This window comes from Streptomyces sp. NPDC004752, from assembly GCF_053601275.1.
Map to the genome: position 1 here is coordinate 1 of NZ_JBSGBN010000008.1, position 12880 is coordinate 12880.

Annotated in this window: 11 protein-coding genes; 7 read left to right on the forward strand and 4 right to left on the reverse strand. The window is 73.1% G+C overall.

The window, feature by feature from the left end; translation table 11 throughout:
• Both ACWEKM_RS05355 and ACWEKM_RS05360 read right to left on the reverse strand, forming a co-directional pair.
• Nucleotides 1-1389: M16 family metallopeptidase (locus tag ACWEKM_RS05355; RefSeq protein ID WP_451619818.1), on the reverse strand; the 1389-nt coding region annotated here is incomplete at its 3' end.
• Complete coding sequence (locus ACWEKM_RS05360) at nucleotides 1386-3254, reverse strand: ABC transporter ATP-binding protein (protein WP_451619819.1); 1869 nt, start codon at nucleotides 3252-3254, stop codon at nucleotides 1386-1388. The genes ACWEKM_RS05360 and ACWEKM_RS05355, both read right to left, overlap by 4 nt.
• A gap of 124 nt (nucleotides 3255-3378) precedes the next feature.
• Between ACWEKM_RS05360 and lxmK the strand changes: the two genes are divergently transcribed.
• From lxmK to ACWEKM_RS05385, 5 genes are read left to right on the forward strand one after another with little or no spacing between them, the layout of a single operon-like run.
• Nucleotides 3379-4509, forward strand: coding sequence for a class V lanthionine synthetase subunit LxmK (gene lxmK / locus ACWEKM_RS05365; protein WP_451619820.1), 1131 nt, complete (start codon nucleotides 3379-3381; stop codon nucleotides 4507-4509).
• Between the two features lie 14 nt (nucleotides 4510-4523).
• Nucleotides 4524-5516: a T3SS effector HopA1 family protein gene (locus tag ACWEKM_RS05370; RefSeq protein WP_451619821.1), complete on the forward strand. Its 993-nt coding sequence runs from the start codon at nucleotides 4524-4526 to the stop codon at nucleotides 5514-5516.
• 18 nt (nucleotides 5517-5534) lie between these two features.
• Nucleotides 5535-6521, forward strand: a complete 987-nt coding sequence (locus tag ACWEKM_RS05375) for an LLM class flavin-dependent oxidoreductase (RefSeq protein ID WP_451619822.1) — start codon at nucleotides 5535-5537, stop codon at nucleotides 6519-6521.
• Nucleotides 6514-7227: a flavoprotein gene (locus ACWEKM_RS05380; RefSeq protein ID WP_451619823.1), complete on the forward strand. Its 714-nt coding sequence runs from the start codon at nucleotides 6514-6516 to the stop codon at nucleotides 7225-7227. Before ACWEKM_RS05375 ends, ACWEKM_RS05380 begins: the two co-directional genes overlap by 8 nt.
• Nucleotides 7205-8293 carry a hypothetical protein gene (locus tag ACWEKM_RS05385; RefSeq protein WP_451619824.1) on the forward strand — a complete coding sequence of 363 codons (1089 nt, stop codon included), beginning with the start codon at nucleotides 7205-7207 and terminating at the stop codon, nucleotides 8291-8293. The genes ACWEKM_RS05380 and ACWEKM_RS05385 overlap by 23 nt, the downstream gene beginning before the upstream one ends.
• 215 nt (nucleotides 8294-8508) lie before the next feature.
• Here the strand turns inward: ACWEKM_RS05385 and ACWEKM_RS05390 are convergent, their stop codons facing one another.
• The gene (locus ACWEKM_RS05390; RefSeq protein ID WP_451619825.1) at nucleotides 8509-9726 is read right to left on the reverse strand and encodes a helix-turn-helix domain-containing protein; all 1218 of its coding nucleotides are present in this window, start codon (nucleotides 9724-9726) and stop codon (nucleotides 8509-8511) included.
• Between the two features lie 342 nt (nucleotides 9727-10068).
• On the opposite strand from ACWEKM_RS05390, the gene ACWEKM_RS05395 reads away from it, so the two are divergent.
• Entirely contained in the window at nucleotides 10069-10227 is a 159-nt protein-coding gene (locus ACWEKM_RS05395; RefSeq protein ID WP_451619826.1) for an LxmA leader domain family RiPP, read from the forward strand.
• A gap of 139 nt (nucleotides 10228-10366) precedes the next feature.
• On the opposite strand, the gene ACWEKM_RS05400 is transcribed toward ACWEKM_RS05395, so the two are convergent.
• Nucleotides 10367-11395, reverse strand: coding sequence for a hypothetical protein (locus tag ACWEKM_RS05400; protein WP_451619827.1), 1029 nt, complete (start codon nucleotides 11393-11395; stop codon nucleotides 10367-10369).
• Nucleotides 11396-11956: 561 nt separating this feature from the next.
• On the opposite strand from ACWEKM_RS05400, the gene ACWEKM_RS05405 reads away from it, so the two are divergent.
• Nucleotides 11957-12853 (forward strand): eCIS core domain-containing protein, encoded by an 897-nt coding sequence (locus ACWEKM_RS05405; protein WP_451619828.1) that lies wholly within the window; start codon nucleotides 11957-11959, stop codon nucleotides 12851-12853.
• The last annotated feature ends 27 nt before the right edge of the window (nucleotides 12854-12880 follow it).

Consider the following 12880-nt stretch of genomic DNA (forward strand, 5'->3'; position numbering starts at 1 on the left):
GCCTCGCGGACTCAGCGACAGCACGGCCCGGCCGGCGGCGAGCAGCCGCTGGGCCGCACGCGCGATGTCGGCCACGTCCGTGGCCAGGGCCAGCCGGGACACACGTGTGTGCAACGCGGCGTCGCCATGAAGCAGTTCGAAGGTGCCGAGGGAACGCAGGCGCGTGTGGAGCGAGTCGTGCCGGCGCAGTTGGCCGCTCACCCATCGGCGGGTGGTGACGAGCAGTTCCTCCCCGGTGGGCCCCCCACTCGCCAGCGCCGACAACTCGGCGTCGACGGCGGCGATCGCCCGCCGCTGGTCCGCCCCGGCGGACTGTGTGATCGTACAGGCGAGAGTCTGGGGGTGGCACGCCTCGAAGGGGCCGCCGATGAGCCCGCACGCGGCGGTGACGGCCACGGCGGCGCGTTGTTCGAGCACGAGCCGGTGCCGCAGCCGCACTTCGAGCACCGCTGCGAGCAGGACGTGGGCGACGTAGCCGGGCAGGTCGGCGGCGGGATCGGGCAGGCGGTAGCCGATGCTGGTGGCGGGCAACGGGGCGAGCGGATCGGCGTGCCGGCCGTGCAGTTCGGTGTCCGGCTCCGGCTCGTGCAGATGCGGCGGTACGGCGGTCGCGCCGGCCGGTACCGCGCCGAAGTAGCCGGCCACCAGGCGTCGGGCCGTGCTGGTGTCGAAGGCGCCCACGACGGTGAGCAGGGCGTTGCCCGGGGCGTAGTGCTGTGCGAAGAAGTCCCGGCACTGCTCGATGGTGGTACGGGCGAGTCCTGCGGCGTCGCCGTACCCGTCGTGGGCGTTGGCGAAGGTGCGGTAGAGCAGTCGCGGCAGGGCGAACTTCGGGAAGCCGCCGTAGGGGCGGGAGGTGATGTTGCGACGGATCTCCTCGGCGACCACGTTCTTCTCGGTGCGCAGTGCCTGTCCGTCGATCCCCGTCCCGCGCATCCGGTCCGCCTCGCCGGCCAGCATGCTCTCCAAGGAACCCGCCGGTCCGACCTGGTGGAAGTCCGTCGCGTCGGGACCGGTCGCGGCATTGCGGTAGCCGCCGGCCAGTTCGACGGCGTGTGCGTGATCCGCCCGGTCGGCCCGCTGGAACATCAGGTGTTCGAGGAGATGGGCGAGCCCGCTGTGCCCCGGTGGGTCGGAGCGGAAACCCACACGGTAGTGGACGGCGACGCCTACGCAGCTCCCGGTGTGTTCCGGTGCGAGGAGCACGCGGAGGCCGTTGGGCAGCGTGAAGCGCCGCAGGCGGACGTCGGGCACAGCACCGTCCGCCAGGGTGGGGCCCAGCATGGCGCCAGCCGCCAGGTCAGGGACGGGCATGGCGCCGTCCGCCAGGGTGGGGACGGGCACGGCGGCGCGCGCCCGCGGGACAGCGGCGGCACGAGGCGCGTTCACCGGTCGGCTCCGGCGCGTTCGACCGGCAGCTGTCCCCCGACGAGTTCCCGGTAGGGCCCGCAGCGGTCGAGCAGTTCGTCGTGGGTTCCGGCATCGCGTCGGCGGCCCTCGTCGATCATGACGATGTGGTCGGCCTGCCGGATGGTGGAGACGCGGTGCGCCACCATGATGACCGCACGGTCGCGGGCCAGCTCGTCCACCGCTTCCCGCAACCGGGTCTCGTTGACGCCGTCGAGCTGGGAACTCGGCTCGTCCAGCAGGACGACGGAGGCGTCGCTGAGCAGGGTGCGGGCCAGGGCAAGGCGTTGGCGCTGGCCGCCGGAGAGGTCCTCGGCGCGGCCCAGGACGGTGTCCAGACCCTGCGGCAGGTCGGCGACGGCACGGTCCAGTGCCACCCGGGCGAGGACCTCGTACAGGCACGCGTCCGTCAGCGGGGTACGTCGGCCGAGCTCCAGGTTCTCCCGAACCGTCCCCTCGACCAGTGCGAACGTCTGGTCCAGATAGGCGACATGAGCGCGGAGGCCGTCCAGGGACCACTGTGCGACGTCTCGGCCCAGCACGCGCACGGTGCCGGCCTGCGGGGCCAGGAAGCCCTCGACGAGATCGAGAGCGGTCGTCTTGCCGACACCCGACGCGCCGACGAGAGCGGTGATACCCCGGCGGGGCGCGGTGAAGGAGAGTCCGTCGAGCGTGGGCCGGTCCTGCCCTGGCCGGTCCTGCGTGGGCCGATCCTGTCCGGACCGGTCCTGTGCGGACCGGTCCTGTGCGGACCGGTCCTGGCTGTGGCTGAAGACGACCTCCTCGAACTGGACGGCGTGCGGCATGTGCCCGGTTTCGGCCCGCGGTTCACCGGGGCCCGCGAGGAGCCGGCCGGGGGCCGTGGCCCGCGCGTCCTCGGTGGGTGTGGCGAGTATCTGCTCGATCCGGGACCCTGCGGCGAAACCGAGTTGCAGCCGGGCGAACCCGTTCGCCAACAGGCTGAGCGGGGCGACCAGTTGGAGCAGATAGAGCAGGAACGCGGCGAACTCGGCGACGCCGATCGCGCCGGAGGCCAGTCGTATGCCGCTGCCCATCACCACGGCGACCAGGGCGAATTGCTGGCCGAGTCCCATGATCGGGGTGACGAACGCCTGGCGGCGAGCCGCGTCGACCGCGGCGGTCGCCGCGGTCTCGGCGCACCGCACGATGCCGGACGCCACCTGGGACTCCGCGCGATGGGCCTTGATCGTGGGCAGCGCGGAGAGCGCGGAGGTGAAGCGCTGCGCGAGCTCTCCCAGTGCCGCCTGCTGGGCGGAGGTGCTGTTGCGGATCCCCTTCACGAAGGCCGTGATCGCAAGCGCCGCGACGGAGAAGGTGCCGACGACGATCAGCAGCAGCACCCAGTCCAGGAAGCCCATGATGATCAGGGTCGCCACGGCAGTCAGACAGGCCATCGGCAGCTGGGTGACGCCGATGTCGACAACGGAACGCAGCTGCGCGGAGTCGGACGTGACCCGGGCGACCAGTTCGCCCGCGCCGACGCGGCGCGCTTCGGGCAGCGGAAGTCTCAGCGCATGGGCCGTGACGCGTTGTCGGACGGTGAGCACGGTGTGCTCCCCCGCCCTGGCGAGAAAGAAGGCCGACAGGGCGGCGGCCACCGCACCGCCCAGGGCGAGCGCCGTCATCAGCAGGACCAGGCCGGTCACGCCCTGGTGGCCGACGTATGCCTGGACGATCCGGCGCATCACCATCGGCACCGCGAGTGTGGCCCCGGTGGCGGCCAGCGCCAGCAGGACAGCGGCGACGGTGTTGGTCCGGTCGGCCAGTACATGGCGGAGCAGGTGCAGCCGAGGAGACGCGGCCAGCGGCGGCCGTGGTGCGGACATGGAACGACTCCTCGATGGGTTGAGGGAGCGCAGACCGTACTGGTCTACCCGACCCGGTCCCCCAGTTGTCAAGTGTTGTCATTTTCCTTGACATACACCTCAACGAGCCCCACTCTCTTGGGTCATGAACGTTGACATCTCTGCGCGGCCGGTGGTCAGTACGCGCCGGAGGTTCCTGCCGACGGACCCGTCCGGCACCCCCTCCGTGGACCGGTTGCTGCTTCGCCTCGGCATGGGCCGCCTCCTCGATGAGGGGCTCACTGCCCACCCCGGCCGCAACGACAACTGGGCGGGGCTCACCGAGCGCGGCCAGGCGGTCTTCGTCAAGCGCATAGGCGGCACACCGGCCGAGTCCCTACGTCGCTTCCACCGGGTCCTCGCCTTCGAGCGCGCCGCCACGGCGGCGGCGCACCCGATCCGCGCGCCACGCCTGCTCGGCTCGGACGAGGATGCCCGCCTTCTCGTCTTCGAGCTGGTGGAAGAGGCCCGCACGGGTAGCGATCTCGCCGCCGAGGACGCCTTCGACGAGGAGCTGTCCCGGCGGGCCGGCCGCACCCTCGCCGCACTGCACGTCCTGCGTCCGAACGGTGAGCTGCCCGGGTCGCCGCCGTCCGTCCCGTCGGCGAGTTGGTTCGACGCGCTGCCGTGGCCCGTGTTCGCAGCGGCGAGCGCCGGAACGCTGGAGGCGTGGCGGCTGCTCCAGGGGGACGGTGCGCTGCACGGCGCGCTGCGGGAGCTGTGGGCCGGACAGGAGGGCGCGCCCAGCACACCGGTCCACGGCGACGTGCGGCTCGACCAGTTCCTGTTCGGCTCCGACGACGCTCTGATGCTCACGGACTGGGAGGAGTTCGGTCTCGGCGAACCGGCCCGCGACCTCGGTGCGTTCGCCGGTGACTTGCTCTACCGCGCGGTCCTGAAGGTCCCTTCCGGGCTCGACCACGGGTCCGGTGGGCCCGCGCCGCACGATCAGGTGGTGCGAGCGGGGGTGGCCGAACTGGACCGCATGGCCCCGCTCGTGGCCGCCTTCTGGTCCGGTTACACCACGCTGCGCCCCGAGGCGGCTTCCGATCCCCGCCTGCTGGAGCGGGCCACCGCGTTCGCCGGATGGCATCTGCTCGACCGCCTGTTGGCGTCGGCCCGTATGCAATCGCGTCTGACGGCCGCCGAGCGTGCGGCCGCGGGCATCGGTCGCACCGCGCTCCTCACGCCCCAGGCATTCGTCACCGTTCTCGGCTGGGGAGGACCCCTCGCATGACAACCGCACCTCGCATGACAACTGCACTGGCGCCAGGGATCGTTCAGCTGCTGCGTGAAACGCGGATCGCACCGGACGGCCGCAGTGCCGAGGTGCGGCAGCGGACCCTGAACGGCGACACCCCGTACGCCCTGCGGGCCCTGCTCGCCGAGGAGTTCTACCGGTGTCACCATGTGGGGCACACCGGAGAGCCGGAACTGCCCAGGCGCCCCTCCCGCGACCCCGATTTCGAGCAACGCCTCCTCGCGGTCATGCCGCACCGCCACACCTCGCGCGTCGTTCCGCTCCTGGCCCCGGTGGAGACGGCCACGGCCACGGTCGTGCTCGACGGCGTCCGGGTGGCGCTGCCCGCCGAGCGCGTGGCGTCGGTGGGCGGGGACGGGCGGTCGGCGCGCGTACGCCTGGACGCCGCACGGGCCGCGCTGTCCCCGGGATTCTTCCTGTGCGACGGATCACGGGAACGCCGTCTGCGCTCCACCGGCATGCTCCGGGTCTATGTGCACGTGGCGGACCCGGAGTCCGCGCCTGCCGTCTGGGGCGCCGTGCTCGCGGCGCTGGAGGACGAATCGATCCCCTACCGGGCCAAGGTCTGCTCGTCGCGGACGGCGTATCCGCGCCAGGACGGCCTGGTGGTGTATCTGGGCGCGGAGGGCTGGTACGCCGCCGAGCGGGTCACGGAAAGGGTCCTCGGTCTGCCCGGAGTGGGCGGCTCGACATCGGCGTTCGTGTGCGAGCTGGCGCCCGGCGTGGGCGCGGCCTGGGAGCCGGAGGACCGCCGGCCGGGCATGGGCAAGGTCAGTTTCGGCGAGCACCGGGCGGCCGCGCTCGCGCGCGGTCTGCTCCTGCACCACGAGAAGCCGGATGTGTACACCGTCGAGCAGGCGGTGTGTGAGGCGTTCCTTGAGGCGGGGATCGATCCCGCCGGCCCGGCCCGCAACATCGACTCCCCGCGCGGAGTGCTGCCGGAAACCGCTCCTTCGCGGCCGGCGACGGCCTCCTCGTGCTGAACGATTGGATCAAGAACCGTGCCGCTGTCCGCGCGTGCCGCTCCCGCTGTGATGGTCCCGCTCCAGCCGGACACCCCTGACGACGTCCTGCCCTTCGCCGAACTCGTCGCCCGCCGCCGCGGCCGGCGGCTGTGGATGGGGCAGTCGCTGCGCTGCGACGCCCACCAGGTCTTCAGCCACCTCGCCGGCCGCGGAGTGCGCGTCCCGGTCGGTACGGGTGTGTCCCTGATGCCCCTGCGCACACCGTTCGACGCCGCGCTGCAGGCCCGCTCGCTGGCCCTGATCACCGGGCGCCCGGTGGTGGCGGGGTACGGCACCGCGACACCCGCCTTCGTCGCTTCCCTGCACGGTGAGCCCTACCGCAGCCCGCGCACCGCCGCGGGAGAGTTCCTCACCGCCGTCCGCGCCCTCCTGGACGGCGGCGAGGTGGAGCTGGAGGGGCGCTATCACCGGCTGCGCGGCTCCCTGCCGCCCACGGGTCCGCACGCGGCCGTCGAGGTCGGCGCGGGTGTGCTGCGCCCCGCGATGGCCCGTACGGCAGCCGCCGCGGCCGACGTGGCGGTCAGCTGGCTCACCCCGGCCGACTATGTGCGGGACGTGCTGGTCCCGGCGCTGGCCGAGGGCGCCCAGGACCGGTGCCCTCCCCGGGTGGCCACCGTCGTGCACATCGCCGTCGACCGTCCCGGCCGGGATCCGGCACGGCTGGCGGACGCGGTGGTCTCCGGCCATCTGGTCGCCGACCACTACGTCGACATGCTGCGCCGGGCGGGTGTGCCGCTGCGCGCCTGCGACGACCGGCTGGTCAGGGCGAAGCAGTTGGTGGAGGCCGGGGTGTTCGTGTTCGGCACGCCGGCGCACATCGCCCGGGAGCTGTCCCGGTACACCGCGGCCGGCGTCGACGAGATCGTGCTCAACACAGGCGGAGTGCTCTTCACCCACGGCATGCGGGACGCACTCACCGATGTGGAGGACGTGTTCACCGCGCTGGAGGAACGCCATGGCTGACACCGCCGACGCGTCGAGCGCGCCCGCCACGGAGTCCCCGGCCGGGCCGTGGACGGCTCCGGGCCAGGGTCCCGCGCCCGGACAGGCCGTGCCGCCCTTCACGGCCCGGCGGCTGCTGGTCTTCGGCACCGGTGCGCTCAGTGTCGCCTTCCTGCCGTTCTGGCTGAACTGGCTGCGGATCACCTACCCCAGCACCCAGGTGCGGGTGGTCGTCACCCGCAGCGCGGAGCGGTTCGTCAGCAGGGCCGCCCTGCGAAGCCTGGCGGGTGACGAGGTACTGCTCGACACATGGCCGGACGGCACCGACTCGCCGTCGCCGAGCATCGACCACGTCGAACTCGCCGAGTGGCCCGACGCGGTGGCCGTGCACCCGGCCGGCCTGCACTTCCTCGCCAGGTTCGCGCAGGGATCGGCGGACACACCCGTGCTGCTGGCCCTGCAGTGCACCCGGGCGACCATCGGGATCGCTCCGGCCCTGCCTCCCGGCGCCGAGCGCGGTCCTGCCTACCGCCGCCACGTCGAAGAACTGGGACGGTACGACAATGTGCTGCTCGCCCCGCCGCACCCGGGGCGCTCCGCCTCGACCGGCAGGAACGACGCCTCGGCCGCGGCGCCGCTGCCCGCCCTCCTCGCCCTGATCGAACGTCATCACGCGCAACGTCATCACGCGCAAGGAGCAGCCGATGAACGGCCGGGACATGCCTGACGCGAGGACAGGGCAGACGGCTCCCGGACGGCCCGCGGACGGCTGGGGCGGCAACGGCTCCGCCGCCGTCGGGCCGGCCGTCGCGGCGCTGCCCGGACAGGGGAACAGCGGTGCGCCGACTAGTACAGCGGACGAACGCGTCATCCGTGTCTTCGGTACCGCCCGCGTCCGCACGACGGTCCTCGCCCGGCGGGACGGCGGTTACGTGTGGATGCGGCGGCAAGGTCCCGCGCCGGGCGCCGCCCTGCCACGCCCCGACGCCGCCACCGCCGCGTCGTTGTCCGCGTTGTCCCGCGACGCCCCCGTGCGACTGGCCCTGGCCGAACCCGGCGGTGACGGCGTGGCGGGGCTGCGGTATCCCGTTCCCGGTGTGTTCTCGGTGGCGCGTCTGCTGCACGACCCCGCACCACGCACCCGCGCGGCGATCCGGGACGCGTGCCACGGCATCGGTGCCGCCCTGCGCCTCATCCACGCCGTACCGGCCCCGGCGGGCACCGCGATCGTGCCGTCGGCGCCGGCCCGTCTCGTCCGGTGGTTGCGCACCGGCGACGGCCCCGGGTCGTCGCCGCGGTTGTACGAAGCCGCCCTCGCGCGGCTCGGGCCCGATCGGCTGTGCCTGGCCCGCACCTGGGGTGAATCGGCGGCCGACGGACCGGGACCGCGGGTCCTGCTGCACGGCGGCCCGGCCCTCGGCGCCCTGGTCATGCCCGCGGACCTGGGCCGTCCTGCCCTGCTCACGGGAGAGGAACTGGCCTGCGGAAGCTGGGAGTTCGACGTGGCCTGGCTCTTGGCGGAACTCACGGAACTGGCGCGGGCACGAGACCTGGGCATCGGCGGCGTCCCGGCGGCGGACTATCCGGCGCTGGCCGCGGCCGTGACGGACGGCTACGGCCGACGCCCGTCGAAGCGGGCCCTGCGGCGTGCCACGGCCCTGCGAATTCTCACGCACGCGCACGATTTCGCGGCGTACGTCCAGTGGCACGGGGAACTCCTCGCCTATCTCGACCTGGCCGCCGCGGCGGTCGAGGCAGCCGAGGACGGCACACCGGTCACGGGCACGCCCTGACCTCGGCGCCGCAGCGGACGGGGCGGCGCCGCGAGCCGAGTACCAGCAGCGGCGGGTTCGAGGCACCCGCGCGGCGCTCCCGTCCAGCCGTGCCGCGGGGGACGCACAGCGGTCGGGCCGCGGCGGTGCGCCAACGGCGGCGGAGGGGTACGACGCCGACGACCGTCGGCAGCGGACACCCCGCGATCCTGCACCGGCGGGGTGGGTGCCCCGTGTCAACCGCCGTGCACCACCGCGCACTCGGCGAGCGCCTTCCATGCCTCCGCGGCCAGGTCGAGGTTGCCGGAGCGGGTCACCTCGTCCGCGAGCCGCCGTAGTTCGCGCACCGCGGTATCGAAGGAGCCGGCGGCTGCCTCCGCCTGATGCAGCAGGATCTCCGCGCGGACTCGGTCATGGAAGCTCAGCGCACCGGGCTCCTCGACGACACCGCGGGACAGTGCGGCGGCGGTGGCGTGGTCCCCTTCGCCGAAAGCGATGCGTGCCTTCAGCGCGCGCACCTCCGCCAGATACTGCGGCAGGCCGATCATCCGCAGAGCGGACTGCGCCTCGTCGAACCAGGCGACGACCTCCGGCGCCAACTCGCCGTGCACGCGCAGGTGTTGCGCGACCCCGGCGAGCCGCAGCCGTGCCCAGGCGAGCAGGTCCTCCCGGGCGTCGGCGCCCGCGACCGCCTCCTCCAGCAGGGCCAGGCTCTCCTGCTCGGCGCCCCGTCGTGCCCGGACGGTGGAGGCCGTCCACAGGATGCGGGTGCGCTGCCCGCCGGTCGCGTCGGCGGACTGCGCGAGGAGCAGGTCGGTGTGCTCGGCGGCCTCGGTGAGCCGGCCGGCCTCCACCTCGGCCGAGGCCAGTACCAGCAGCGCGTCGAGACAGCCGGTGGTGCCCTCGCCGTCGGCGAGCGCCAGTGCCTCTCTGGCGAGGAGGATGGCACTGTCCACGTCGCCCAGCGCCCGGTCGCACTCGGCCGTGGCGGCCAGCACATGCGCTTCGAGAGCGGTCATGCCCTGTTCGGCGAGCAGCGGGCGGAGCCGGAGCAGGACGCGGCGCTGCTCCTCGCGGTCACCGAGCAGGGCGTGCGCCTTGGCGAGGTGCCACAGGATCTGCCAGGCCGTGTCCGCTGCGTCGTCCGTCGCCGCGCGGGCGGCCGCCGTCAGGTCCCGCACGGCGTCGGTGGCGTTGCCTTCGTCCAGCGCGGCCATCCCCGAGGCGAGCAGCGACACGGCCCGGTCGGCGCCCGCTGCTCCGGCGAACGACTGCACGGCGACGCCCAGGCGCTCCGCGAGATGGGCTGCCGCCGCCTCGGTCGCCGGGCGGTCCCCCGATTCCAGCCGGGACACATAGCTGGCGGACACGCCGGGGCCGGCCAGGTCGGCCTGCGACAGGCCCCGCTCGGTCCGAAGCCTGCGCAGCAGGCGGCCGAAAGCCGGTTGGCTCAACGTGTTCAACGGCGCATCCACCCATCCTGTTCAGTCCCCCACGGCCGGGGAGGGTCGCGGCCCCACGGAGGTGTCACGCATTTTGACACACGCCCGAGCGCTCGTGACCGCGGGTGCGGACCGGAGGGTGAAGGGGTTCCCACGGGATGCCCGGCCCGGCAAGGCGCCCGCTCTGCCGAATTCGTGCCCTGCTCCCTTCCCACCGAAACCCACCGCCATGACAAGCATGTCACGTTCCTTGACAACCATGTGTCATTGAATGGTAGAACTGAACTGCGCCCCACGACAGCGGAGTTGAGCGTTGGGAGGCGCGCCATCCACACGAACCGACAAGGAGACCTCATGTCTGCTCAGGACCTCATGAACGGCTACACCCAGTACACCGACGCGGAGGAGCTCGCCGCTCAGGTCATCGCCACCCCCGCACAGGAGTCCACCCCGATCTGCGTCAGCTTCATCACCGGCGTCTCCCTGTCGCTGACGGCCGAACACACCTGCTGACCCCCGCCCTCGGGCGGGGCCGGCCGGCCGGTACTCCGAAGCCGTAGCGGCCGGCCGACACAGGCAGAGGGGCAGGGAGCCCGGCGGCTCCCTGCCCCTCCTGCGTGCTACGGACCCGCCGCCACACCACCGTGTGCGCCTACGCGCCCCCCGGGGGCGTGACGCTCGCGTGCAGGGCGGCCGCCCGCCCCGCTCCCGTCAGGTGACCTTTCAGAGCGAAACTGTGTCCGGCCATGGCCGCCGAGTAGCGGGCCTCGGCCAGGCGGCCGCAGCGTCTTTCCACGTCGGCCCGGTCGAGCAGGGCGACGGCCAGGGCGGTGCGGGAGTCGGTCGCGGCGGCGGCCTCGACGGCACGGTCCGCCAGGGCAGCCGCCTCCGTGGCGCGGCCCCGCGCCGCGGCGATCCTGGCCCGCAGGCCGCTCAGGTCGGCAAGCGCAGGAGCCGCCGCGACCGGTGCCGGGTCCCCGGCACCGCATACGGCGAACAGTCGCAGCGCCGCCTGCTCGGGACGGTCCGCGTCCAGGAACAACCGGGCGGCGCTACGTGCCCAGACCGTCGCGAGCCCACCGGCACACGCCCCGAGCGCGGGAAGCGCTGACGCTGCGCCCTGGCATACCGGACCGGGGCCTTCGGCGGCCCAGGCGGCGAACAGGGCAGCCATCACGGCGACACCGGGCGGCCCCGGCCGGGCGGCGGCGCGCCGGACGACCGCGAGGCAGGCCCGCGACTCGTCCCGGCGTTCCCTCATGGCCCACAGCACAGCGAGCGGGCCGTTGAGCGCCGCGACGACCTCCGGCAGTTCGGTCCCGTGCCGGTCGAGCAGACCCAGGATGCGCTCGACCGCGACGGCCGCCGGCTCGGGTCCGTGCCACAGCGACACACCGAGCATCGCCACCGCCAGCGCCCGTTCACGTTCGGCGCCGCGCTGCCGGCCGCGTTCGATCGCCTCGGCGAGCAGGGCCGCGGCCGTCGCATGGGCGCCCCGCACCTGTGCATCGCGTGCTTCGTGGATGAGCACGGCCAGGTGACTGGGGGCCTCGTCCGTCCCGGCGGCAGGACGACCGGGGAACAGAGCGGCGCCGGTGACCCCCGACGCCGCGGCCAGCAGTGTCCACCGTGCTTCCGCTTCCCGCGGCGGGAGGCAGGCCGTCAGCTCTGCGAGGTCCACTGCGCGGATCCTCCCTGCCTCTGCGTGCGCCGATGCGCCGAACGGGGCGAGAGGAGTGGCGTCGCGGCGGCTCCACCGTTCCGCTGTGACCACGGCGGACCCGGCCATCGGGGTACCGCGCGCCGGGGGCCGTCCTGATGAGGTAATGCGGCCATACCTGTTCGCACCTTTCCCGCCGCTGCTCACGCGTGCGGCTCATCAGCTGAGATGAATGACGTGATGCCGATGATTTATATCAGAACACCTGCGCGCCATGGGCCGGATCTGTTCGACGCGGTACACAACTGCTCTTCCAGCAGTCCGCCACCGAAGGGTGTGCCCTCGGCTCGCGCTGGACCCGGGGTGTACTCCTGGGCGGGCGCCGGGAGTTGCCCGAAAGGGCGGTCCGCACTGCCCCTTCCCGACGGATCCGGGCCTGGACACGCACCGACCCCCGACGGACCCTGGAAGGAGAAAGGGAAGGGGACGGGGGCGTCGTCGGACCGTCGTCCAGGGCACCCACGGGCACCCATGTGTCAGTGAGAGGACTTCGGCATTCTGCTATCGCGCGGGGAGCGGCGGATGGGCTGTTACGAGCAGGGACGCGAAGGCGAGCACGAACACGACGAATCAGTCAAGGCGACCAGGAAGGGCAACCTGGAGACAGTCTCCGAGGCGTCCATCGGGTCGTCCTCCGACGCGTCCGCCCAGCCGCCTGCGGAGCTTCCCCATCTGCTTGCGGCGGCCGCCACCGGCCGTACGGATGTGCTCGGCAGCGCCGGAGTGACCGCTCTGCAACGGACGGTCGGCAACACCGCGGTCCGCTCGGCGCTCCGGCGGAGGGCCGAGGAGCCCGAAGCGGAGACTGTGCAGCGGGGCGAGCAGCGTTCCAGCGTCCATGAGGTGATCACATCCGGCGGCGGGCAGCCCCTGGACACCGACACCCGCACGGACATGGAGGCCAGGCTCGGCGCCGACTTCTCCTCCGTGCGGGTGCATACGGGCTCGGTGGCGCACGAGTCGGCGAAGGAGGTCGGCGCCCACGCCTACACGGTCGGCGACAACGTCGTGTTCCAACGGGACAGTTACGATCCGGCTTCTCATCGAGGCCGGGTCACGCTCGCCCATGAGCTGACCCATGTGATCCAGCAGCGCTCCGGGCCGGTGGACGGTACGGAGGCTCCAGGCGGGATCCGGGTGAGCGATCCGTCGGACCGCTTCGAGCTGGAGGCGTCGGCCAACGCGGAACGGGTCATGTCCGCCCCGGCTCGGTCCCCCGATTCACCCGCCCCAGCCGTCGACTCGTCCGGCCCGGTGTCCGCGCAGACCTCCTCGGCGCCGCCGCCCGCCACCGCCACTCCGGTGCAGCGTCAGACCGAGGACGAGGACGAGGAACCGGCGGACGTGCAGGGGTCGTTCGTGCAACGGGCCACGGACTCCGCGGTGGAGGAAGAAGAGGAGTCCGCGCCCGAGGAGTGACCGAGGAGTGACCGAGGGGTGACCGGG

Coding starts and splice junctions, on each gene's coding strand:
- ACWEKM_RS05360 (WP_451619819.1), bottom strand. CDS start 3,254: ATGTCCGCACCACGGCCGCCGCTGGCCGCGTCTCCTCGGCTGCACCTG.
- lxmK (WP_451619820.1), top strand. CDS start 3,379: ATGAACGTTGACATCTCTGCGCGGCCGGTGGTCAGTACGCGCCGGAGG.
- ACWEKM_RS05370 (WP_451619821.1), top strand. CDS start 4,524: ATGACAACTGCACTGGCGCCAGGGATCGTTCAGCTGCTGCGTGAAACG.
- ACWEKM_RS05380 (WP_451619823.1), top strand. CDS start 6,514: ATGGCTGACACCGCCGACGCGTCGAGCGCGCCCGCCACGGAGTCCCCG.
- ACWEKM_RS05385 (WP_451619824.1), top strand. CDS start 7,205: ATGAACGGCCGGGACATGCCTGACGCGAGGACAGGGCAGACGGCTCCC.
- ACWEKM_RS05395 (WP_451619826.1), top strand. CDS start 10,069: ATGTCTGCTCAGGACCTCATGAACGGCTACACCCAGTACACCGACGCG.
- ACWEKM_RS05405 (WP_451619828.1), top strand. CDS start 11,957: ATGGGCTGTTACGAGCAGGGACGCGAAGGCGAGCACGAACACGACGAA.